At 63.9% G+C, this 22,242-nt stretch carries 17 protein-coding genes; 8 read left to right on the top strand and 9 right to left on the bottom strand.

Annotation, left to right across the window (positions count from 1 at the left end):
- The first annotated feature begins 38 nt into the window (after nt 1-38).
- A complete protein-coding gene (locus ATN37_RS18030; RefSeq protein ID WP_007736130.1) occupies nt 39-668 on the top strand; it encodes a TetR/AcrR family transcriptional regulator in 630 nt (209 codons plus the stop codon).
- 72 nt (nt 669-740) lie between these two features.
- On the opposite strand, the gene ATN37_RS18035 is transcribed toward ATN37_RS18030, so the two are convergent.
- From ATN37_RS18035 to ATN37_RS18055, 5 genes are all read right to left on the bottom strand, one after another.
- Nucleotides 741-4,502 (bottom strand): multifunctional oxoglutarate decarboxylase/oxoglutarate dehydrogenase thiamine pyrophosphate-binding subunit/dihydrolipoyllysine-residue succinyltransferase subunit, encoded by a 3,762-nt coding sequence (locus ATN37_RS18035; protein ID WP_058037433.1) that lies wholly within the window; start codon nt 4,500-4,502, stop codon nt 741-743.
- 175 nt (nt 4,503-4,677) lie between these two features.
- Nucleotides 4,678-8,487 carry an ABC transporter ATP-binding protein gene (locus ATN37_RS18040; RefSeq protein ID WP_064075769.1) on the bottom strand — a complete coding sequence of 1,270 codons (3,810 nt, stop codon included), beginning with the start codon at nt 8,485-8,487 and terminating at the stop codon, nt 4,678-4,680.
- Nucleotides 8,488-8,523: 36 nt separating this feature from the next.
- Nucleotides 8,524-9,297 carry an ABC transporter permease gene (locus tag ATN37_RS18045; RefSeq protein ID WP_058037435.1) on the bottom strand — a complete coding sequence of 258 codons (774 nt, stop codon included), beginning with the start codon at nt 9,295-9,297 and terminating at the stop codon, nt 8,524-8,526.
- Entirely contained in the window at nt 9,294-10,295 is a 1,002-nt protein-coding gene (locus ATN37_RS18050) for an ABC transporter ATP-binding protein (RefSeq protein ID WP_218695474.1), read from the bottom strand. Before ATN37_RS18050 ends, ATN37_RS18045 begins: the two co-directional genes overlap by 4 nt.
- 68 nt (nt 10,296-10,363) lie before the next feature.
- A complete protein-coding gene (locus ATN37_RS18055; protein ID WP_003945111.1) occupies nt 10,364-11,113 on the bottom strand; it encodes a hypothetical protein in 750 nt (249 codons plus the stop codon).
- Nucleotides 11,114-11,267: 154 nt separating this feature from the next.
- Between ATN37_RS18055 and ATN37_RS18060 the strand changes: the two genes are divergently transcribed.
- Nucleotides 11,268-11,678, top strand: a complete 411-nt coding sequence (locus tag ATN37_RS18060) for a VOC family protein (RefSeq protein WP_003945129.1) — start codon at nt 11,268-11,270, stop codon at nt 11,676-11,678.
- Between the two features lie 11 nt (nt 11,679-11,689).
- Here the strand turns inward: ATN37_RS18060 and ATN37_RS18065 are convergent, their stop codons facing one another.
- Both ATN37_RS18065 and ATN37_RS18070 read right to left on the bottom strand, forming a co-directional pair.
- Nucleotides 11,690-12,724: a glutathione S-transferase family protein gene (locus ATN37_RS18065; protein ID WP_042450363.1), complete on the bottom strand. Its 1,035-nt coding sequence runs from the start codon at nt 12,722-12,724 to the stop codon at nt 11,690-11,692.
- A 23-nt stretch (nt 12,725-12,747) separates the two neighbouring features.
- Nucleotides 12,748-13,437: a hypothetical protein gene (locus tag ATN37_RS18070; RefSeq protein WP_064075771.1), complete on the bottom strand. Its 690-nt coding sequence runs from the start codon at nt 13,435-13,437 to the stop codon at nt 12,748-12,750.
- Nucleotides 13,438-13,563: 126 nt separating this feature from the next.
- Here ATN37_RS18070 and ATN37_RS18075 point away from each other — a divergent pair, with 126 nt between their 5' ends.
- The gene (locus ATN37_RS18075; protein WP_007736146.1) at nt 13,564-14,187 is read left to right on the top strand and encodes a PadR family transcriptional regulator; all 624 of its coding nucleotides are present in this window, start codon (nt 13,564-13,566) and stop codon (nt 14,185-14,187) included.
- 2 nt (nt 14,188-14,189) lie between these two features.
- Entirely contained in the window at nt 14,190-15,674 is a 1,485-nt protein-coding gene (locus ATN37_RS18080) for a DHA2 family efflux MFS transporter permease subunit (RefSeq protein ID WP_003945132.1), read from the top strand.
- Here ATN37_RS18080 and ATN37_RS18085 read toward each other — a convergent pair.
- Nucleotides 15,634-17,034: an FAD-binding oxidoreductase gene (locus ATN37_RS18085; protein ID WP_064075772.1), complete on the bottom strand. Its 1,401-nt coding sequence runs from the start codon at nt 17,032-17,034 to the stop codon at nt 15,634-15,636. The two genes, ATN37_RS18080 and ATN37_RS18085, sit on opposite strands and share 41 nt — an antisense overlap.
- Between ATN37_RS18085 and ATN37_RS18090 the strand changes: the two genes are divergently transcribed.
- The 4 genes from ATN37_RS18090 (at nt 17,033) to ATN37_RS18105 (ending at nt 20,890) form a co-directional block, all read left to right on the top strand.
- Nucleotides 17,033-17,833 carry an enoyl-CoA hydratase/isomerase family protein gene (locus tag ATN37_RS18090; protein WP_007736151.1) on the top strand — a complete coding sequence of 267 codons (801 nt, stop codon included), beginning with the start codon at nt 17,033-17,035 and terminating at the stop codon, nt 17,831-17,833. The genes ATN37_RS18085 and ATN37_RS18090 overlap by 2 nt on opposite strands.
- A gap of 93 nt (nt 17,834-17,926) precedes the next feature.
- On the top strand, nt 17,927-19,120 hold the full coding sequence (locus ATN37_RS18095; protein WP_030536925.1) for a class I adenylate-forming enzyme family protein: 1,194 nt from the start codon (nt 17,927-17,929) through the stop codon (nt 19,118-19,120).
- A gap of 35 nt (nt 19,121-19,155) precedes the next feature.
- Nucleotides 19,156-19,917, top strand: a complete 762-nt coding sequence (locus tag ATN37_RS18100) for a crotonase/enoyl-CoA hydratase family protein (protein ID WP_003945127.1) — start codon at nt 19,156-19,158, stop codon at nt 19,915-19,917.
- A 7-nt stretch (nt 19,918-19,924) separates the two neighbouring features.
- Nucleotides 19,925-20,890 carry an adenosine deaminase gene (locus tag ATN37_RS18105; RefSeq protein WP_019749316.1) on the top strand — a complete coding sequence of 322 codons (966 nt, stop codon included), beginning with the start codon at nt 19,925-19,927 and terminating at the stop codon, nt 20,888-20,890.
- Nucleotides 20,891-20,893: 3 nt separating this feature from the next.
- On the opposite strand, the gene ATN37_RS18110 is transcribed toward ATN37_RS18105, so the two are convergent.
- Nucleotides 20,894-22,207: a D-arabinono-1,4-lactone oxidase gene (locus tag ATN37_RS18110; RefSeq protein ID WP_042450351.1), complete on the bottom strand. Its 1,314-nt coding sequence runs from the start codon at nt 22,205-22,207 to the stop codon at nt 20,894-20,896.
- Nucleotides 22,208-22,242 lie beyond the last annotated feature (35 nt).

Consider the following 22,242-nt stretch of genomic DNA (forward strand, 5'->3'; position numbering starts at 1 on the left):
CAATAGCTTATTGACGAATATTCAGTAGTCTATTGGGCATGGACGCAGTAAAGCGAACGCGGCTCGACCCTGCGCAACGCCGAGCGCAACTCATCGACCTCGGGGCGCGGATGCTGGCCGAACGGCCGCTCGAACAGATTTCCGTCGAGGACATCGCCGATCAGGCTGGTGTCTCGCGGGGGCTTCTGTTCCACTACTTCGCGTCGAAAAGCGAGTTCCATCTGGCGATCGTCCGACACAGCAGTGAACAGATGCTCCAGCGCACCGAGCCGAGCGAGTCGGACGATCCGATGCTCACCCTCCGCTCGGTGCTGGCGTCGTACGTCGACTACGTGACCGAGAACCGCAATACCTACGTCTCGCTGCTCCGGGGGACCGCCAGCGGGGATCCGCAGATGCGTGAGGTGTTCGAGCAGACTCGCGACATCATGGCCAAGAGAACCCTCGATCAGCTCCCGAAGATCGGCCTGACTCGAACACCTCAGGTGGAGTTGGCCGTTCGCGGTTGGATCGCGTTTGTCGAGGAAGCCACCATCAGTTGGCTCCGAGCGCCCGCCATCACCCGCGAGGAACTGATCGACCTGACGGTTCAGTCGTTGCCCGCGTTGGCACTGGCCGCCGTCGGCTTCGATGCGGGGCCGGATCTGGGTCTGCTGCAATCGAATTGACGTGAACGCAGAAAGGCCGGGCCCCACACTCCTTGCGGAATGTGGGGCCCGGCCCTTGTCAAATTACTGAGATCAGTTGGTCGGCAGGAACGCCTCGTCCAAGATCTCCTGCTGCTCCACCGCGTGGACCTTGCTCGATCCCGAAGAGGGAGCGGACATCGGACGACGCGAGATGCGCTTGATACCGGTCAAGGTCTCCGGCAGAAGGTCCGGCAGAGCCAGCCCGAGGAACGGCCACGCACCCTGGTTTGCGGGCTCTTCCTGGACCCAACGGAACTGATCCGCATTCGGGTAACGGTCCAGGGTCTCCTTGAGGCGACGCTTCGGCACGGGGTAGAGCTGCTCCATGCGCACGATGGCGATGTCGTCACGCTCGTCCTTGTGCTTCTTCGCCAGGAGTTCCCAGTACAGCTTGCCGCTGACCAGCAGAACCCGCTTGACCGATTCGCGTGCGCTTTCGCCGCTCTCGTATGCCGGCTCCTCGAAGACCGAACGGAACTTGCCCGTCGTGAAGTCCTCGACGTTGCTGACGGCAGCCTTGTTACGCAGCATCGACTTGGGCGTGAAAACCACCAGCGGACGGCGGATGCCGTCGAGGTGATGGCGACGCAGCAGGTGGAAGTAGCTGGCCGGAGTCGACGGAACCGCAACGGTCATCGAGCCTTCTGCACACAGCTGAAGGAAACGCTCGATGCGACCGGAGGTGTGGTCCGGACCCTGACCCTCGTGACCGTGCGGCAGGAGCAGCACGACGTCGGAGAGCTGACCCCACTTGGCCTCACCCGAAGAGATGAACTCGTCGATGATGGTCTGCGCGCCGTTGACGAAGTCACCGAACTGCGCTTCCCACAGGACCAGAGCGTCGGGGTTACCGACCGAGTAGCCGTACTCGAAGCCCAGACCTGCGTACTCGGTGAGTGCGGAGTCGTAGACCATGAACTTGCCGCCGTTTTCGGCGTCGGCAGCGATCTTGGCGATCGGGCTGTACTCGTTGCCGGTCTTGCGGTCGATGAGGACCGAGTGACGCTGCGTGAACGTTCCTCGCTTGGAGTCCTGACCCGCGAGGCGGATCAAGGCACCCTGCTCGGCCAACGAGCCGAACGCGAGCAATTCTGCGAACGCCCAGTCGACATGTCCCTCACGGGCCATCTCGCGGCGCTTCTCGGCAACCGGCTTGACGCGCGGGTGAACGGTGAAGCCGTCGGGGACGTTGACGAACGCATCACCGATGCGCTCGAGGACCTCGGGAGCGACAGCCGTGGTCAGGCGAGCCGGGGGAGTCTGGTCGAGTTCGACGGACTCGGACGGTTCGGGCTGGAACTTCTCGAGTTCACGGACCTCGTTGAAGACCCGTTCGAGCTGGCCCTGGTAGTCGCGAAGTGCGTCTTCGGCTTCCTTGAGCGAGATGTCACCGCGGCCGATGAGGGACTCGGTGTAGCTCTTACGAACGCTGCGCTTGGTGTCGATGACGTCGTACATGGCCGGCTGGGTCATCGACGGGTCGTCGCCTTCGTTGTGACCGCGACGGCGGTAGCAGATGAGGTCGATGACAACGTCCTTGCCGAACTTCTCACGGAAGTCGACGGCCAGCTGAGCAACCCAGACGCAAGCCTCGGGGTCGTCGCCGTTGACGTGGAAGACCGGTGCGGCGATCATCTTCGCGACGTCGGTGCAGTACTCGGACGAGCGTGAATGTTCCGGAGCGGTGGTGAAGCCGACCTGGTTGTTCACGACGATGTGCACGGTGCCACCGGTGCGGTAACCGCGAAGCAGCGAGAGGTTGAGCGTCTCGGCGACAACGCCCTGACCGGCGAATGCAGCGTCACCGTGCAGCATGAGCGGCAGGACGGTGAAGCCTTCTTCACCCTTGTCGAGGATGTCCTGCTTGGCGCGGACCAGGCCTTCGAGAACCGGGTCGACGGCCTCGAGGTGCGATGGGTTTGCGGTCAAGGAGACAGCGATGTCGTTGTCACCGAACATCTGGATGTACGTTCCGCTGGCACCCAAGTGGTACTTCACGTCGCCGGAGCCGTGAGCGGCTGCCGGGTTCATGTTGCCCTCGAACTCCGTGAAGATCTTGGAGTACGGCTTGCCGACGATGTTGGCAAGCACGTTGAGACGGCCACGGTGCGGCATGCCGATGACGACCTCGTCGAGCTGGTGCTCGGCGGCCTGGTCGATCACGGCGTCCATCATCGGGATGACGGCTTCGGCGCCTTCGAGCGAGAAGCGCTTCTGGCCGACGTACTTGGTCTGCAGGAACGTCTCGAAGGCCTCGGCGGCGTTGAGCTTGCTCAGGATGTACTTCTGCTGAGCGACCGAAGGCTTGGCGTGATGGCCCTCGACGCGGTCCTGGATCCACTGACGCTGATCCGTCTCGAGGATGTGCGTGTACTCGACGCCGACGTGGCGGCAGTACGCGTCGCGCAGCACGCTCAACACGTCGCGCAGCTTCATCTTCTCTTGACCGTGGAAGCCGCCGACCTTGAACTCACGGTCCAGATCCCACAGCGTCAGGCCGTGGCTGATGACGTCGAGGTCGGGGTGGCTGTGGAACTTGTCCTTGACGAACTGCAACGGGTCCGTGTCGGCCATGAGGTGGCCGCGGTCACGGTATGCAGCGATCAGTTCGAGAACGCGGGTGTTCTTGTCGACAGCGCCTTCCGGCACGTCCTTGCGCCACCGCACCGGCTCGTACGGGTTGCCGAGCGCGTGGAAGATCTCGTCGTAGAACTCGTCGCTGATCAGCAGGTTGTGGATCGTGCGCAGGAAATCGCCCGACTCGGCACCCTGGATGATGCGGTGATCGTAGGTCGAGGTGAGAGTCATCAACTTGCCGACGCCCATCTCGGCCAGCTTCTCGTCGCTGGCGCCCTGGAACTCGGCGGGGTATTCCATCGCGCCGGCACCGATGATGGCGCCCTGGCCCTTCATCAGGCGAGGAACGGAGTGAACCGTGCCGATACCGCCCGGGTTGGTCAGCGAAATGGTGACGCCGGTGAAGTCTTCGCCGGTGAGCTTGCCTTCACGGGCGCGTCGGACGATGTCCTCGTATGCCGCGTGGAACTGGACGAAGTTCATCGACTCGGTGTTCCGGATGGCGGCAACTACCAGTGAGCGGTTGCCGTCCTTTCCGGGAAGGTCGATCGCGAGTCCGAGATTGGTGTGCTCGGGCGTGACCGCGTTCGGCTTGCCGTCGATTTCGGCGAAGTGCCGGTTCATGTTGGGGAACGCGTTGACTGCCTGGACGATCGCGTAACCCAAGAGGTGGGTGAACGAGATCTTGCCGCCGCGGGTACGCGCGAGGTGGTTGTTGATGACGATGCGGTTGTCGAACATCAGCTTCGCGGGGATGGCACGCACGCTGGTTGCAGTCGGGATCTCGAGCGAGAGCGACATGTTCTTGACGACTGCGGCTGCGGCGCCGCGGAGAACCTTGGTTTCCTCGGCTCCGCCGGCAGGGGCGGGCTTGGCAGTAGCGGCCGCGGGCTTGGCTGCTGCGGGCTGGGCCGGGGCGGCCTTGGCGGCGGGCGCTGCCGTCTTCGCGGGGGCCGGAGCGCCAGCCTTGGCAGCCGGCGCAGGAGGTGCGGTCTTGGGGGCGGGAGGCGTGGCCTTGGGAGCAGCAGGCGGAGCTACAACAGCGGCGGGTGCAGCCGCGTTGCCGTTCGAGGCAGTCCCGTTTCCACCTCCCGTGTTCGCCGAGTCCGGCGAGTAATCGGTCAAGAATTCGTGCCAACTGGGATCCACGGACGACGGATCGTCCTGGAAGCGTTGGTACATCTCGTCAACCAGCCACTGGTTCTGTCCGAATTGGGATGTAGAACTGCTGCTCACGGCAGGTGTTCGCCTCGTTTCTATTTCGGTACCCGATCAGAGCGCCTATATACATGAGATTAGCCCGAGCGTGTGACGAGCAATTGTGCGGCACACAATTTGTGAGCTGTCTCACGGAAGTCCGTGATCTTGCGATCGCGCACTACCTCTCGGCGGTACAAATCCGTGCCGACTGTCACGCGACGGGGTTGCCTTCGATGACAGTTCTCGACGTCAGATTATTCCCCTCACGCGCCTGCGATGCATCCCAGAGTCCCGAGTAGTGACCACCGGCATACCGCAGAACATCGTGCGGGCCGTATTCAACGATACGTCCCCGGTCAACTACGACAACGAGGTCCGCTCGGGCAGCTGTCGCGAGGCGGTGAGCTACGACGACGGAAGTCCGTTTCCGGGTGACCGACCGACTTGCTTCGAGCACCATTCGTTCGGTCGCGGGATCGAGCGTCGCGGTCGCCTCGTCGAGGAGCAGAAGGTCCGGGTCGACGAGTTCGGCACGGGCCAATGCGATCAGTTGGCGTTGGCCCGCCGAGAGCCCCTGGCCGCGCTCGCCGACGGGATGATTCATGCCTCCACGCATGTCGGCTATCGAATTCAGTGCGCCGACGGAACGTGCCGCTTCCTCGATCTCCGCGTGCGACGCCGACGGCCTGCCGTACGCGATGTTGTCGGCGACCGTGCCGGTGAACAGATGGGCTTCTTGTGGGACCACGCCGAGGCGACGTCGGTACTGCGAGAGGTGGAAGTTCCGGATGTCGGTTCCGTCCACGTCGACCGATCCGGACGTCGGGTCGTAGAAGCGGGCGAGCAACTTCACGACCGTCGACTTCCCGGCACCGGTTCGGCCGACCAGAGCGACGGTCGTGCCCGGCGGGATTTGCAGATCGAAATCGGAGAGGGCGTCGACGTCCGCACCCGAGTACCGGAACCCGACCCCGTCGAGATGGACGGCGCCGTCGAGTCGTCCGGAGATCGCGATCAAATCCTCGCTGTCGGCAGTCTCGATCGAACTGCGAGTGCGCAGCAGGTCGCCGATTCGTTGCAATCCGACGTTTGCCTGTTGGTAACCATCGAACACTTGTGAGAGTTGCTGAATCGGTCCGAACAGCAGACCGAGGTAGAGCACGAAAGCGATCAGTACGCCGGGCGAAGTCGATCCGTTGGCGATCTGGTGCGCACCGACGAACACGACCGCGGCCAACGCGAGGTCGGACAGGAACGAAATGAAAGGGAAGTAGATCGAAATGGCTCGCTGCGAGCGCATCCGCGATCGGCGGTAGCTCTCGGAGCGTTCTGCGAACCTACGCGCAGCACCTTCTTCGCGGCGGTAGGCCTGAGCCGCTCGCAGACCGGCGATGTTCTCCTGGAAGTCGGCATTGACGAGCGAGATCCGTTCGCGGGACTGGCTGTAGGCAACCGAGGAGATCTTGCGGAAGACCACGGTCGCGACCACGAGCGGTGGGATGACGGCCAGCGCCACCAGGCCGAGCGTCACGTCGGTCGCCAGGAGGGCGATCGAAATTCCGCCGACGGTCAGGACGCTCACGATCGCCGTCGACATACCGGTTTGGATGAACGACGAGAGCGCGTCGACGTCGGTGGTCATACGCGTCATGATGCGGCCGGACAATTCCCGTTCGTAGTAGTCCAGACCCAGGCGCTGCAAGTGTGCATAGCTGCGGACGCGGAGCCCGAACAGCACGCGTTCACCGGCTCGGGCCGTGAGCACCGTCATGACCGCCACGATGACCCAGTCTGCGGCGACCAGGAGCGCGCCGAACGCCGTCGCGATCCAGAGTGTGGTGCTGTCTGCGGTCACGACTCCGTGGTCGATCGCATATCTGACGAGGGAGGGAAATGCGATCGCCGCGGCGGAGTCCAGGGCAAGGCACACGGCAACCGCCAGTAGAACCCAGCGGACCGGCCTCAAGATCTGTCGGAGTGAGAACTGTGGATTCGATTCGCGCAGGCTCTCAGGAGCAATTCCGGGGTCTTCGCGTGCGGGTGGGAGAGCGTCGACTGCTGCCCGCAGAGACGGAGTCACCGCGATTCCGCTGAGCGCTCCGGCCATCGGTCCGCCGGCACTCTGCGCCGAAGCGGTAGTGCTGTCGGCTTCGGATTCCGGAGCCTGCGGCCACAGCTGCTCGGCTGTGGGCTCGCGGCGTTGATGTCCGAAAGCATCAGGGCCGGCCTCGTCGATTTCGGCGGATAGTTCCGGCGGCGAGGAGAACAGGGCGCGAAAGAGCGGACATCGCGCTTCCAGCTCGTCCACGGTTCCGGAGTCGATGATCCGTCCGCCGTCGAGAACCGCGACGCGATCTGCCAGCGTCAAGGTGGATCGCCGGTGCGCGAGGATCAGCGTGGTTTGCCGTCGTCTGGCCCGGAACGCGTCGAAGATCGCAGCCTCGGTTGCCGCATCGACCGCGGAGGTGGCGTCGTCGAGGACCAAAATCCGCGGGTCGACGAGGAGGGCTCGGGCAAGCGCGATGCGCTGACGCTGGCCGCCCGACAGCGTCAGACCTCGTTCACCGACAACGGTGTCGTATCCGTCCGGGAGTGCCTCGATGAAGGTGTCTGCCTGTGCCAATGCAGCTGCGGCGCGGATGTCCTCGTCGGAGGCGTCCTCGCGCCCCAGTGCGATGTTGGCGGCGATGGTGTCCGAGAACAGGAAAGGTTCGTCGAAGACCAGGCTGACGGCGGCACGAAGCTGTTCTGTGCGCAGTTCGCCGATGGGGAACGTCTCGCCCGCGGTATCGACGGTCACTACACCCGAAGTCGGGGCGTAGAACCGGGGGAGAAGCAAGGACAACGCGGTCTTGCCCGACGCGGCCGGCCCCACGACGGCGACGGTCTCGCCCGGTTCTATGCGGAGGTTCAGCCCGGTCAGGACGTCGCGTTCGGTGTCGAATCCGAATGCGACGTCTTCGAAAGTGACGCCGAGCGGACCGTCGGGCAGGTCCACCGGATGGTCAGGATCGGCGATGTCCGGCTGAGCGTTGATGACGTCGTAGACACGCTCGACAGCGGCGCGCGCAAGCTGCGCCATGACGATGACCGACGACAGAGTTCGGGTGACGCCGGTCATCGTCACGATGTAGGTGGCGAACGCGAGAAACGTTCCCACGGTGATCTTGTCGTGCAGTGCGAGATACCCGCCGAGGGCGATCACTCCCACCTGCCCCAGCTGGGGCAAGGCGGCCATGGTCGGCGCGAATTTCGCGTTCAACCACGCGGCGCGAAGACGCTCCGAATACAGCGTGCGGCTGTGCTTTTCGAGTTGGTCGACGGCTCGTTGTTCCTGCCCGAATCCCTTGACGACGCGCACGCCCGTGACGGTTTCCTCGACATGTTGGGCGAGGTCGGCGGCCCGCTGCTGCGCGGACCATGTTGCGGCGAAGAGCATCGGTCGCATCAGGAACACCACCAGCCCTACTGCGGGGATGACGGCGACAGCGACGAGAGTCAACAGCGGCGAGAGCCACGCCATGATGCCGATCGCGAGCACGAATTGCAGGAGCGCACCCGCGGACATCGGCACCATCGCGAGCAAACCCTGGACGAGTTGTAAATCGGTGATGGACCGGGATACCACCTGGCCTGTGCGGATCTGATCCTGCCCGCGTCCGTCGAGGCGTTGCAGCGAGCCGAGCAAGGCGAGCCGCAAGTCGTGTTGAACATCGAGCGAGAGTCGGCCGGCAAGCATCCGTCGGCCGTACTGGCACGCGAAGCGGACGACCGCGAGCAGCGCGATCGCCAGCGCGACGAACCCGATCACCTTGCCTGGGTTCTCCTGGCTTGCGGCGTCGAGCGCATAGCGGGTCAGAAGAGGAAACGAGATGTCGATCGCCGAAGCGATGACGGTCACCAGAAGCGCGCCGATGGCAACTCTTCGGTGCAACCAGCATGCGTGCGCCAAGCGGCGGATCCAGCCCGGAGCTCGATCGACCTCTCCAGCTACCGGACTGTCCGTGTTGATCGTGTTCATCGAGATCCACGGTAGACCCGGCCCCAGACAGCCTTTTCAGGTGATGTCGCGGGTCCTGGTCCGCAGCCAACCGAGCCCGCAGAACAGAACCACCCAAGCTGCCAGCATCATCGGGCCGCTCGGCCAGGACGCAAACGCGTCGACGTCGATCGACGGGGCCGCATTGACTATCGTGCCGATCGTGGCCGACACCGGAAGCGCGGCCCCGATCCCACCGAGATCCATCGCGAGCAGCACTGCGCGGACGATCCATTCACCGAAGACGAACCACAGGATGATCGAGAGGGCACCGGCCATCGACGAACCGGTGAGCAGTGCCACCCCGGCGCCGAGCAGTGCCCACAGAGCGCACGCCAGAATGCCTGCGGCGCAGATGGCGAAGAGATCGGTGGTGAAGCTGAAGTCCCGGCCGAAGAGCAACATCGCGCCGATGCTGACTACTTCGACCGCCAACGCGTAGCCGACGGCGAATACCGCGACGACGGCAAGTTTTGCGCCGAGAACTCCGTCACGGCCGCGAGCTGTGAGGAACGTCGTGGTGAGAGTTTTGTAGCCGAATTCGGATCCGGCGGTGAGTGCTCCGAAGACAGCCGCGAACACCAGGACAAGCGTGTTGGAGACACCGAGGCTGACGCCGGTGGACACGACATCGACGTCGAAGGTGGTGTCAGCCGAATCGGCCACGACTTCGACGAACGTCCGAGTCGAGGCAGCAATCAGCACGGCCACGACGACCGGTGCGATGGCCAGTGCCCACCAGTAGCGCAGGGTGAGAACTTTGAGTGTCTCCGCGCGCACGAGCGTGGTCATCGGTGTCCTCCGGAAGGTCCGTATGCGGCAGGGCCGTAATAGCCCGGTCCGGAACCGGGACCGGGTGGGCGGTGGTATCCGACCTGGGGAACCGCGTACTGCGGTGTTGTCATCGCGAGGAACAGTTGCTCGAGATCTGCGCCTTCGGTTGCGACGCCGAAGATCGTGACACCGGCGGCGGATGCCACCGGTGGGAGCACCGACGTGTCGGTGCCGCCCACGGCGAGCCGTCCGTCCTGCGTGATCTGGGCGTCGATGATTCCGCGAGCGGCCAATGCCGTGGCGAGGAGCGCTGGGTTGGAACACGAGACGAGCAGTCGACTGCCCTGCGAGCGGCGAAGTTCGTCCATGGTCCCTTGGTAGACGAGTGAGCCGGCGCTGACGATGACCACGCTGTGGACGGTCGCTGCCACTTCACGAAGCGCGTGACTCGAGATCAGAACCGTTCGGCCGGAACCGGCGAAGGTCTGCAGGAACTGACGAAGCCACGCCATGCCCTCGGGGTCGAGACCGTTCGCGGGTTCGTCGAGCACGAGGATCTCGGGATCACCGAGCATCGCGGTGGCAAGGATCAGGCGTTGGCGCATCCCGAGCGAGAAGGTGCCGGTCTTGTGGACTCCGACCGATCTCAGACCGACCATGTCCAGCACCTGCGCCGCGCGCTGAGTCGGCATGCCGATAGCGGCCGCGTAGATCTCGAGGTGTCCGAGCGCCGTTCGTTTCGGATGGAGACTGCCGACGTCGAGTACTGCGCCGACGGTCCGGGCCGGGTTGGGCAGCAAACGCATCGGGGTGCCGTTGATCGTGGCCGATCCCGACGTCGGTGACACCAGTCCGAGGAGCATCCGCAACGTGGTCGTCTTGCCCGAACCGTTCGGGCCGAGAAACCCGGTGATCGAGCCCGCCTGAACGTCGAAGCTCAGGTCGTTGACCGCGCGCGCCGCCTTGAACGTCTTCGTCAACCCACGAATCTCGATGGGGGCAGAGAAGGATCCCATTGCGGTGTTCGTCAATGCTGCTCCCGGGTCGGCGGCGAATACGTGATGCGAGCCTACGGCCCGGACGGCTATCTGCGGATGGCCCGGCGTGTCTCCGTCTGGGGAAGCACTGCGGCATCGTCGGCAGGCATCACGATCAGGTGGTCGGTCCACCTGGCCGGTGCCGGTCCGAAGGCTTCGCGCGCATTCTTGACGACGCCCTTGCCGATTGCACGGTTGCCCGCACCGCCGATGACCGCACCGATTCCGGCGGGAACGAGCTTGCCGAGGATCAGTGCGCTGCGCTTGGCGGCGTACTTGGTCACGAATTTCCGCACGAGGGTGCTGTTCATTCCCCTCATCGTGGGTCCGGGAATCTTGCTCGTGATTGCCGTTCCCCAGTTCTTGGCTGTGATTCCGGTGGCCTTCTGCACGATCTCCATACCGGATTCGCCGAGGGCGACTGCCAGGACCAGGGCACGTCGTTGCTGGTGATCCTGTACGGAGATTCCATGCACTGACGCAATTGCCAACGTCAGCAGCGCTGACGCCTCGAGGAAGAAAGCCGATTCCGCACCGACGGCAGCGATCGACGCGACCGTTCCGACGCCCGGCACCGCGGCGGTGGCGCCGACGGCACTGCCGCTTCCGGTCACGGCGAGAATGAACATCTTCTCCATCCGCTCGACGATCTGAGCAGGTGACTCGTCGGGGTGGGCCTTACGGACATGGTTGACGTATTTGGCCACTGCGGGCGCTTGCAGGCGGCTTCCGTTGTCGAGAACGGAAACGAGGACCTTCTCGATACGCCCGCTGTCGTTGTTCGTCGACTTGCTCATTGCTGCCCCTCCACAGTTGTCCTCCTCTGAAGCGAGGTGGACCGTATCTCGAGAATAGGTGAAGTTTTCGCTGGCGGCGGTGATCACCGGGGCCATAGGCTCGTACGAGACTCGGTTTTCTTCGTGAGTTTTCCCAGGCAGGAGTTCGAGTGTTATGACCGCCACTTCGGAATCTCGTTCGACGACCATCTGGCCGACGCTGCGCTACCTCGACGCCCGTGCGGCAATCCACTTTCTGGTGAGCACCTTCGGTTTCGTGGAGAAGGCCGTCTACGGAGAGGGAGACGTGGTGGACCACGCCCAACTCGACTGGCCGGGCGGTGGCGGCATCATGTTGGGTTCGCCGCGCACCGATTCGGCGATCGCCGGCCTGCCGCCTGGAATCGGATCGGTGTACATCGTCGTGGACGACGCGGACGCCGCCGATGCACTCCACGAACGCGCTGTCGCCGCGGGCGCCACGATCACGCAGGGATTGCGCGACGAGGACTACGGTTCGCGGGGGTTCACCTGCCGTGATCCCGAAGGTGTGTACTGGAGTTTCGGCACGTACGCAGGGGAGTAGCCCCCCGCGACCTACCTGGTGGCCCAGTGCTCTGCCGGAACCACTTCCGACGGGATGGGCGGATGAGGTGGTGTGCCGTCCCCGAACGGTCGGCCACCCAACTGTTCGCGTCCGTGCGGTTCGAGCCAGTGTGTCAATTCCGGTCCCTTGGGCACGATTCCGGAGGGATTGATCTCGGAATGCACGATGTAGTAGTGCGCTTTGATCTGTGTGAAGTCGATGGTGTCACCGAATCCGGGGGTTTGGAACAGATCGCGCGCGTAGTCCCACAGCACCGGCATCTCGCTGAGTTTGCTTCTGTTGCACTTGAAGTGGCCGTGATAGACGGGATCGAACCGCGCCAGCGTGGTGAACAGGCGCACATCGGCTTCGGTGATGGTGTCGCCCACCAGGAAACGTTGCCGGGCAAGACGTTCGGTGAGCCAGTCGAGGCGAGCGAACAGCGTGTCGTATGCCTCGTCGTACGCCTGCTGTGAACCGGCGAAACCGCAGCGGTAGACGCCGTTGTTGACGTCGCGAAAAACGTACTCGGCCACTTCGTCGATTTCGTTTCGCAAGGGCTCCGGGTACAGATCCGGTGCGCCTTCGCGGTGGTACTTCTTCCATTGCGTCGAGAAGTCGAGGGTGATCTGTGGGTAGTCGTTCGTGATCACCTTGCCCGTGGCGATCTCCACCATGGCGGGCACCGTGATTCCCCTGGGGTAGTGGGGATCTCGGGCGAAGTATGCGTCCTGCAGTCGCGGGATCTTCAGTACGGGATCGACGCCGCCCGGGTCGAGATCGAAAGTCCAGCTTCGCTTGTCGTGAACCGGACCGCAGATGCCCATCGACAGTACGTCTTCGAGGCCGAGTAGGCGGCGGACGATGATGGCGCGGTTTGCCCACGGGCAGGCACGTGCCACGATCAACCGGTATCGCCCGGGTTCGACGGGGTACCCGTCGCGGCCGTCCTCGGTGATCCGGGTCGGGATGTAGTTGGTGTCGCGTTTGAATTCACGACCCTCTTCGACGAATGTCGGTTCGCTCGCGCCGTCTTCCGTACTCATCTGCGGTCCCTCTCGTTCGAGTGTCAACTGGGCAGGTGCACGTGTACCCGAGCGTATGCCCCCAGAACGTCGAATTTGGCTTTACGTGGAAGCGTCGCTCCGATCGCACTGCCGCGACTTGTGCGTAGCTGCGGGATCAATCCGGAATCGAGAGCGTCCTCCGCAGCGAGAAGCGTTACTGCGCAGCCGATTCCGTGACGGCGATGCGCTGGAGCAGTCAGGGTCGTGAGATCTGCCACGAATCCCTGAAATTCGGAGTACGCCGCGCATCCGAGCACCTCGGTGGAATCGGTGAGGGCGGTGAACCACCGCGTCCGGTTCCGGAGGTCGGCTGTGGTGCTGTCGTCGGGTGGGCACAGCGCAGCGACGGCGAGGGCGTCGTCGATGTCGTGGGAAATCAGTAGTTGCTCGTCGGGTGGCGCGTCCGTGTAGTCGCCGAGGAAAGCGAGATCGACGGGGCCGGTGATTCGGCCGCCGTGATCGCCGGCGATCTCGAGCAGACGCGCCGGTTGCAGCAGGGCGTCGACGGAGATGTCCTCGGTGCGCTCGATGAACCACTGCGGCCCGACGATTGCACCTGAGCCTGCCAGATCGAGAACGTGGATGTCGTCGCCGACGACGCGGGCCGTGTGTGCCGGCCGAAGTGCCGAGTCGCCGAGGCCCAGTTCACGTGCCCAAGCGAGTCGGATGATGTCGAGGTGATGTTCGTCCACTCGCTACAGGCTAGTCCGATTCGAACGGGTTGATCGAGATGGACAGAGGTCGTATATTCCATGTGGACTATTTCAGGTGGAATAGTCAAGAAATAGTCAATTGCGGCTTGTCAGGGAGGGGGACTCATGGGTGACGTGTCTCTGACGCCTCTGGGAATCACCGTTCTGGGCCTGCTGTCCGAGCGTTCGATGCATCCGTACGAGATGTATCAACTGGCCTCGGTTCGCCGGGGCGATCAGTTGGTGAAGATCAAGCCGGGATCGCTCTATCACACGGTTTCCCGGTTGGAGAAGCAGGAACTTCTGGCTTCGATCGGGACCGATCGTGAGGGCAACCGGCCCGAACGGACGACGTACGAGATCACCGCCCGGGGCCGTGAGGCCCTCGAGCATCAACTACGTGAGATGTTGGCGGTTCCGGTGCGGGAGTATCCGCGGTTGCCGCTCGCGCTCGCTGAAATGCACAACCTCTCCGCGTCCACCGCGTGTCAGATGCTTCGAATTCGTCTCGCGCACCTCGACAAGACGATCGCGAAATTCGAGGCCGACTACGAAGCGCTGAAGGCGGCGGAAAAACCACGAATCTTCACGGTGGGCGCGGACTACGCCCACGCACTGACCGTCGCCGAAAGAGAGTGGATCGGCGCGTTGGTGACAGACATCGAGAGCGGCGAAATGCCCTGGCTCTCACAAGAACTTCTCGACCGGCTGGCCGGCTCCGCAGGCTCGTCCGCACTACCTAAGGACTGAAGATGGAAAAGCAGGTCAATCCCTGGCACGCGCTGTGGGCGCTGTGTATCGGGTTCTTCATGATTCTGGTGGACAGCACCATCGTCGCTGTCGCCAACCCTGCGATCATGGAGGACCTCGGCACCGACATCAACAAGGTCGTCTGGGTCACCAGCGCGTACCTGCTGGCGTACGCGGTGCCGCTGCTCGTCACCGGCCGGCTCGGTGACAGGTTCGGACCGAAGAACCTGTACATGATCGGCCTCGTACTGTTCACCGGCGCTTCACTGTGGTGTGGTCTGTCCGGCAGCGTCGAGATGCTCATCGTGGCAAGGGCTTTCCAGGGTCTGGGCGCCGCAATGATGACGCCTCAGACGATGGCCGTCATCACACGCACGTTCGCGCCGAACAAGCGTGGCGCCGCAATGGGCCTGTGGGGCGCGGTTGCCGGTGTTGCGACGCTGGTCGGTCCGCTTGCCGGTGGTGTGTTGGTCGACAATCTCGGCTGGGAATGGATCTTCATCGTCAACGTCCCGGTCGGTGTCATCGCCTTCCTCCTCGCGTGGAAGCTTGTTCCGTCGTTGCCGACCAGCGAGCACAAGTTCGACATCCCCGGCGTGATTCTCAGCGCCGCAGGCATGTTCCTGCTCGTGTTCGGAATCCAGGAAGGCAGTTCGTACGACTGGAACGGATTCGTCTGGAGCCTGATCGGCGCCGGTGTGGTGTTGCTCGCGGTGTTCGTGTTCTACCAGTCGCGCAACAAGAACGAGCCCTTGCTCCCACTCGAACTCTTCAAGGACCGCAACTTCTCGCTCGCCAACGTCGCGATCACCGCGATGGGCTTCGCGATCACGTCGATGGTCCTTCCGCTGATGTTCTACACCCAGGCAGTTCGCGGACTCTCCCCGACGCAGTCGGCGCTCCTCCTCGTTCCGATGGCCGTGCTGACCGGCATTTTTGCGCCGATCATCGGCAAGCTCGTCGACAAGACGCATCCGCGCTACATCGCGGGCACCGGCTTCCTGCTGTTCGCGATCGCCCTGGGCTGGCTGGCATTGGTTATGTCTCCCGACGTCGCGATCTGGGAACTGCTCCTGCCGATCGGCCTGATCGGCTTCGCCAACGCATGCATCTGGTCGCCGCTCGCGGCCACCGCCACACACAACCTGCCTCCGATGCAGGCCGGCGCCGGGGCGGGCGTCTACAACACCACCCGGCAGGTGGGTGCGGTTCTCGGCAGTGCCGCGATCGGAGCACTGATCACCGCACGATTGGCGGCACAGGGTCTGACCGGCGGCAGTTCCGAAGCCGGAGTGGGTCACCTACCCGAGTTCGTCCGTGAACCGTTCAGCACGGCGATGTCGGAGTCGATCTGGCTGCCCGCAGGCGTGCTGCTCATCGGCTTCGTCGCTTCGGTGTGCTTCGCTCGGCCTCTGCGCGGCGACGCACACGACGACGCGATGGCCGTCAGTGCCGAAGCGCGTCGGGAAACATCACTGCACGATTGAGATAGTCGCTCGGGTCCAGGGCTCGCTTGATCGCCCACATCGTGGCTATGTCCTCCGCAGAGAGGGCCAGGTTCAGATAGTTGCGTTTGAGCGAGCCCACCCCGTGCTCGGAACTGACGTTTCCGCCGTGATCGCGAACCAGTTCGAGGACGCTGCGGTACACGGTGTCGGCGTTCGGGCAGTTCAGGACGTTGAGGTGGATGTTTCCCTCGGCGACATGTCCGAAGAGGATCGGAATTGCCTCGGGGGCACGACTCGCGATCACCGCCGCGGCGTCCTCGGCGAAGGTGGCAAGCGAGTCCAGCGGCAGCGCCGCGTCGAATTTCAGTGGGGGACCGAACAGTCCGACCACTTCGGCGAAACACTCCCGCGCCGCCCACAAACGCGTCGAGCCGGGATCGTCGACCGCCACTGCCGGGGTCTGCGGTGGGTCGATGCGTTCGAGCAGCTCGGCCAGGTCTTCCAGCGGATCGTGGGCCGCGGACACCTCGGCGAGCAGGTACCACGGTCGCCCCGTCGGCACCGCGGCGTTCAAATGGCGTGCGGCCAATTCGAGTCCACGGCCGTCCACCAACTCCAATGCGTCGACGCCGTCGAGAGTGCGCAACGTGCGCCCCGCGTCCACGACGTCTTGCAGTCGGTCGAAACCGGTCAGCGTCGTGACCCGGTGAGTCGGTACCCGTCGTAGTTTCAGATCGACTGCCGTGACCACCCCAAGAGTTCCCTCGCTGCCCACCCACAGTGCGGGCAGGTTGTATCCGGAATTGTCGGACAACACTTTCGGTGACCGGCGCACAGGAGTTCCGTCGGGGAGTACCACCTCGAGTCCGAGCACCTGTTCGGCCATGTTCCCGTATCGAACCGTGTGCAGGCCACCGGCATTGGTGGAGACCATGCCGCCGATCGTCGCAGTGTCCCGCGAGGCTATGTCGACACCGAACTTCAAACCGGCGGCGGCGGCCGCCGAATGTACCTGCGCGAGTGTCGCTCCCGCACCGACGGCGATCCGACCGGCGGCAACATCGACTTCGCCGATCGCCTCGAGGCGTTCGGTGGAGAGCAGGACGTCGTCGTGCTCGGGCACCGTCCCGGCGACCAGACCGGTTCGCCCGCCCTGAACGGTGACCGGTACGCCGCGCGAGCGGCACACGTTCAGCACTGCCGAGACTTCGGCGGTATTTCCGGGTCGGACCAGAGCGCTGGCGCGCCCGCTGTAGCGCCCTGTCTGGTCGGTGGAACGGGTCGCCAACACGTCGGCGTCGTCGACGACGAACCGGTGTCCCACAACGTCCGCGAGTGCATTTCTCAGACCGTCCACCCGACGATCGTAGGCCGGTTCGATGTGGCAGTGTGGCGGCATGACTGCTCCCGAATCGCATCCCACCCGTCTCGAGCGCTTCACCACCGATGGTGGTGCCGAGGTGGCTGTCCTGACGTTCGCGCACGGACCACTCAATCTGTTCGATCAGGCCATGTTCGACGCCGTCATCGCCGATGTTGCAGCGCTGACCGAAAACCCACCGCGCGCTGTGCTTCTGCGCGCCGAGGGCAAGGTCAACTCGGCCGGCGTCGACGTCCATGTGTTCGACGGACTGAACCCGGAGCAGGGAGCGGAATTGTGGCGCGAACTGTTCGCCCAGATCTGCCATCCGCTCGAGGCGTTGCCGTGCCCGGTCATCTACGCGGCGCACGGGCTGACGCTGACTGCTGCCTTCGAGATCTCCTTGGCCTGCGACATCATCCTCGCGGCGCCGAAGGCGAAGTTCGGACTGGTCGAGACAGTGGTCGGTCTGACGCCGTCCATGGGTGGACCGCAGCGTTTGGCCGAGCGCGCCGGTTCCGGACGGGCTCGGGAGTTGGTCATGACCGGCGATCTCTACGACGCCGCAACCCTGCACTCGTGGGGCGTCGTCAATGCAGTTCACGACGATGTCGATGCTGCGGCGCGTGCCCTGGCGGCCCGGTTGGCGGACGGGCCCACGCGAGCCCACGACGCCACCAAGCAGATCGTGGCGGCCTGGCGTTCCGGCGGGATCGCCCACGCGGATTCGGTGACTCCCGGGGTGTCCGGTGCGCTGTTCGCCACCGATGACCTACGCGGCGCTGTCCGCAGTTTCCTCGAGGTCGGACCGGGCAAAGCGGTCTACTCCGGAAAGTAAGTTTGCGACGATTATCGCCAGAGACCTCCACGAACTGTGATCCACGTCATATAGTCGAATGGCCGGTGGGTTGTCAGTGACGTGGAGGTATCGATGCGGTCGACGCTTGTGGAATACCCGTGTTCGACTCAGCTCCTCGCCGACGCCCGTGTCACCCGTGCGGGTGACGGGGTGCTTCGGTACAGCCAACTCGACCCGTCGCTGTCCGAACTCCTCGATATCGCCGTTCATCGATTCTCCTCACGCATCGCGGTGGAGGAGGTCGACGGCGAGCAGGTCACCTTCGCGGAGTTGTGGGCCGAGGCGTCGCGGGTCGCAGGCGGGCTGAAGTCGCGAGGCGTCGAGATCGGTGACCGTGTGGCCATTCGCGTCGCCGCCGGGGTGAGGTGGATGGAGGCGTGCCTCGGCGTCATTCTCGCCGGCGGTGTTCCGGTCTCCGTGGGTGTTCATCTGAGCGACGACGCGGCGGACTTCGTCATCGCGGACAGTGGCTCGGTGTTGGTGCTCGACGGGGAACTCCCACACGGTGTTCCGTTCATCGACGACGGTGCCGCCCCGGAGGAGATGGCGATCCTCGCGTACACCGCCGATTCTTCGGGTGAAATGCTGGGCGTCGAGTTGAGCAACGAGAACGTGCTCTCCGCCATCGTCGGCATTCTGCACTCGCGCGATTACGGCGTCGAAGGTGTGCGCAATCTGTTGGTGGACAATGACTTCAAGTCGGTACGGCAATTCGTGCACGTGCTCGCGACGTTGGTGGTCGGTGGAACGGTGGTCCTCGCCGGCGACTTCTGGCGTGAGAGTGTGCATACCGTCGACATCGTGACCGGGCGGCCCGAGGACCTGCTCGAGCCACGGTTGCTCACCCTTGGGCCGGCGGCGCGTGCCGGTTCGAGGTCGGTTCAGTGGATCGATTGCAGCGGGTCGCCGATCACGGCCGAACAGGAATCCAAGCTGCTGACTCTGTTCCCGGCCGCTCGGCATGTGATCGGGTGGGGCAAAACCGAGACCTGTGGGGCTGGTCTCATTCTGCCAACCGAGTCGGCACCCACCCACCTCGGAAGCGTCGGAATCGCTTTCGGTGGAATGGAAGTGGCGTTGTACGGCCCGGATGCTCCAGGTGGTTTCGGTGAGTTGCTGTGCCGTGGACCGAGTGTCACGCGTCGGTATTGGAACTCGCCGCAAGCGACCTCGACGAGGTTCACCCAGGGGTGGTTCTGCACTCACGACACCGCGCAGATCGACCCCGATGGCTTCGTCCGTATTGTCGAACGCAACGTCGCGTAGTCACGCGAGCGTGGTCGACAAACGAGAGGGACATCATGGCGGACGAGGTTCTCACCGAGCGGCGCGGGCGGACACTGATCATCACCATCAACCGGCCCGAGGCGCGTAACGCCATCAACTCGGCGGTCAGTCACGCATTGGCCGCTGCGGTCGAAGAGCTCGATGCGGACGACGATCTGTCCTTGGCGGTGCTGACAGGAGCCGGCGGAAACTTCTGTGCCGGTATGGATCTGAAGGCATTCGTGGCCGGCGAGAACGTACTCGTGCCGGGACGCGGTCTCGGATTCACGGAAGGGCCGCCGCGTAAGCCGATCATTTCGGCGGTCGAGGGCTTCGCGTTGGCAGGCGGCACGGAACTCGTGCTTGCCACCGACCTGGTGGTCGCGTCGTCCGAAGCGAAGTTCGGTATCCCGGAGGTCAAGCGAGGGCTGGTCGCAGGTGGAGGCGGATTGTTGCGCCTGCCCAAGCGGATTCCGTACCAGAAGGCATTGGAACTGGCCCTGACCGGTGACAGTTTCACAGCCGAGGAGGCCTACCGCTACGGCTTCGTGAACACGTTGACCGAGCCGGGTAAGGCGCTCGAAGGCGCGCTGGAGCTGGCTGATCGCATCACCCGCAACGGACCGCTCGCGGTTGCGGTCACCAAGGAGATCATCGTCAAGGCCGGCGGTTGGTCCGACGACGAAGCTTTCGCGAAGCAGTTGCAGGTCATGGCGCCGGTGTTCGCGTCCGAAGATGCACGCGAGGGCGCGACGGCGTTCGCCGAGAAGCGCGCCCCGGTCTGGAAGGGGCGGTAACACCGACATGGCTACACCTGTCGCAGAGCTGCACATGCACATCGAGGGTTCTCTGGAACCCGAACAGATTTACCGACTTGCCGAGCGCAATCGAATGGACTTGCCGTACAAGGACATCGACGATCTGAAGTCGAGGTACGAGTTCACCGATCTGCAGTCGTTCCTCGATCTCTACTTCGCCAACATGGCCGTCCTGCGCACCGCGGAGGATTTTGCCGACCTGACGCGAGCGTACTTCCGCCGCGCGGCTGCCGCCGGCGTCGCGCATGCCGAGTTCTTCTTCAATCCACAGGCGCACGTGGTCCGTGGTGTTCCGCTGACCGAGGTCCTGGACGGGATCATGGATGCGGTGGCATCGAGTGAGCGCGAGTTCGGGCTCAGCAGCGCGGCAATCGCCGCCATCCTCCGAGATCAGCCCGTCAAGGACGCCGAGGAGATCTTCTCCGAGATAATTCGCCTGCAGGCTCCGATCGTCGGGCTCGGACTCGACTCCGCGGAGGTCGGCAACCCGCCGTCACTGTTCGAGGACGTGTTCGCCCGCGCGCGTGCCGAGGGTTTGCACGTTGTGGCTCACGCCGGTGAAGAGGGACCGCCCGAGTACATCTGGCAGGCGCTCGACATTCTCGGCGCCGAGCGGATCGACCACGGAGTCCGGGCACTCGAGGATCCTGCCCTGATCGAGCGTCTGGTCGACGAGGAGATTCCACTGACGGTCTGCCCGTTGTCGAACGTTCGTCTGCGGGTGTTCGATTCGCTGTCGGATCATCCGCTTCGATCGATGCTCGAGATGGGTTTGATCGTCACGGTCAACTCCGACGACCCGGCCTACTTCGGGGGATACGTCGACGACAATTTCACCGAACTGGGCCGAGCCCTGGGTCTGACCGAGGCCGAGCGAGACACCCTCGCCCGGAACTCGATCAAAGCCTCGTTTGCGAGCGATGCGCGAAAAGCGGAACTGCTGCGGCGCTGACCGTCAGTCGCCCAGCACCTGACGCAAGTATTCGTTGTCGAACACACGATTCGCGTCGTACTTGTCTCGAACGGCGACAAAGTCGTCGAGTCGGTCGTACGTCGGACGCAGGTCGTCGACGGTCCGGTTGTGCATTTTTCCCCAATGCGGCCGGCCGTCGACGGCGCGCGCGATGGCTTCCACCGCGGCGAAGTATTCGGTTTCGGGTCGGCGGTGGTACTGGTGTACCGCGATGTATGCGGTGTCGCGTCCGTGAGCAGTGGAGAGCCAGAGGTCGTCGGCGGCAGCAAAACGTACTTCGACGGGGAATGCGACGTTGGTTCCGGACTTCTTCATCCAGCGGTCGATTTCGTGGAGTGTCTCGGTGACGTGTTCGCGGGGGATCGCGTATTCCATCTCCTTGAACTTCACCCGGCGCGAAGACGCGAATACTCGGTAGCTGCGATCGGTGAACTCCCGGGCGCCGAGCAATCGAGACGACACGTTGTTGATTCTCGGGATCGCGGCCGGCGCCAGGGTGGCAACGCGGTTGACGCCTTCGAAGAGTGTGTTCGAGAGGAGTTCGTCGTCGACGAACGCGCGGACCTTGCCCACCGGATCGGGTTCGGTATCTCCGGGGAGTCGCGTATTGCTCTTCGTCAGGACACGATCGGTGTGCGGGAACCAGTAGAACTCGAAGTGATCCAGGCCCAGGCGATCGCCCTCGAGGGTGTCCAGTATGTGAGACAGCGTGTCGGGTTCCTCGATTGCGCGAAGTGTGAATCGCGGAACGCAGGCGAGAGTGATCTTCGAAATGATGCCGATTGCGCCCAATCCGAGGCGGCCCGCTTCGAACAGCTCGACGTTTTCGTCGGCGCTTGCGGTAACGACGGATCCGTCGGCGAGAACGATCTCGATTCCGCGAATCTGTGTGGCGATACCGCCGAATCGTGCGCCGGTGCCGTGCGTGCCGGTGGACGTCGCGCCGGCCAGTGACTGGACGTCTATGTCACCGAGATTTGCCATCGCATATCCGCGTTGCCACAAGGCGTCGTTGAGAGCATGAAGGCGAGTGCCTGCAAAAACAGTGACCAGCGCACCGTCGTCGGTCGGTGTGATCGAGTCGATTCCGCTCAAGTTGTCCAGGCTGACGAGGACACCGTCAGTGACCGCGACACCGGTGAACGAGTGGCCGGCGCCGACGGCCTTCACACGTTGGCCACGCGAGGCGGCCTCGGCGACCAACGACGAAAGTTCACGGGTATTTGTCGGCGTCGCAAAGCGACGCGGCGCGGCGCTTTGAGTGCCCGCCCAGTTCTGCCAAGTGTCCGAAGCCATTACGCAATAATGTACTTGGACGGTCGTCCAGGCAA

The sequence above is a fragment of the Rhodococcus sp. MH15 genome (assembly GCF_019266045.1).
Lineage (GTDB): Bacteria > Actinomycetota > Actinomycetes > Mycobacteriales > Mycobacteriaceae > Rhodococcus_F > Rhodococcus_F qingshengii.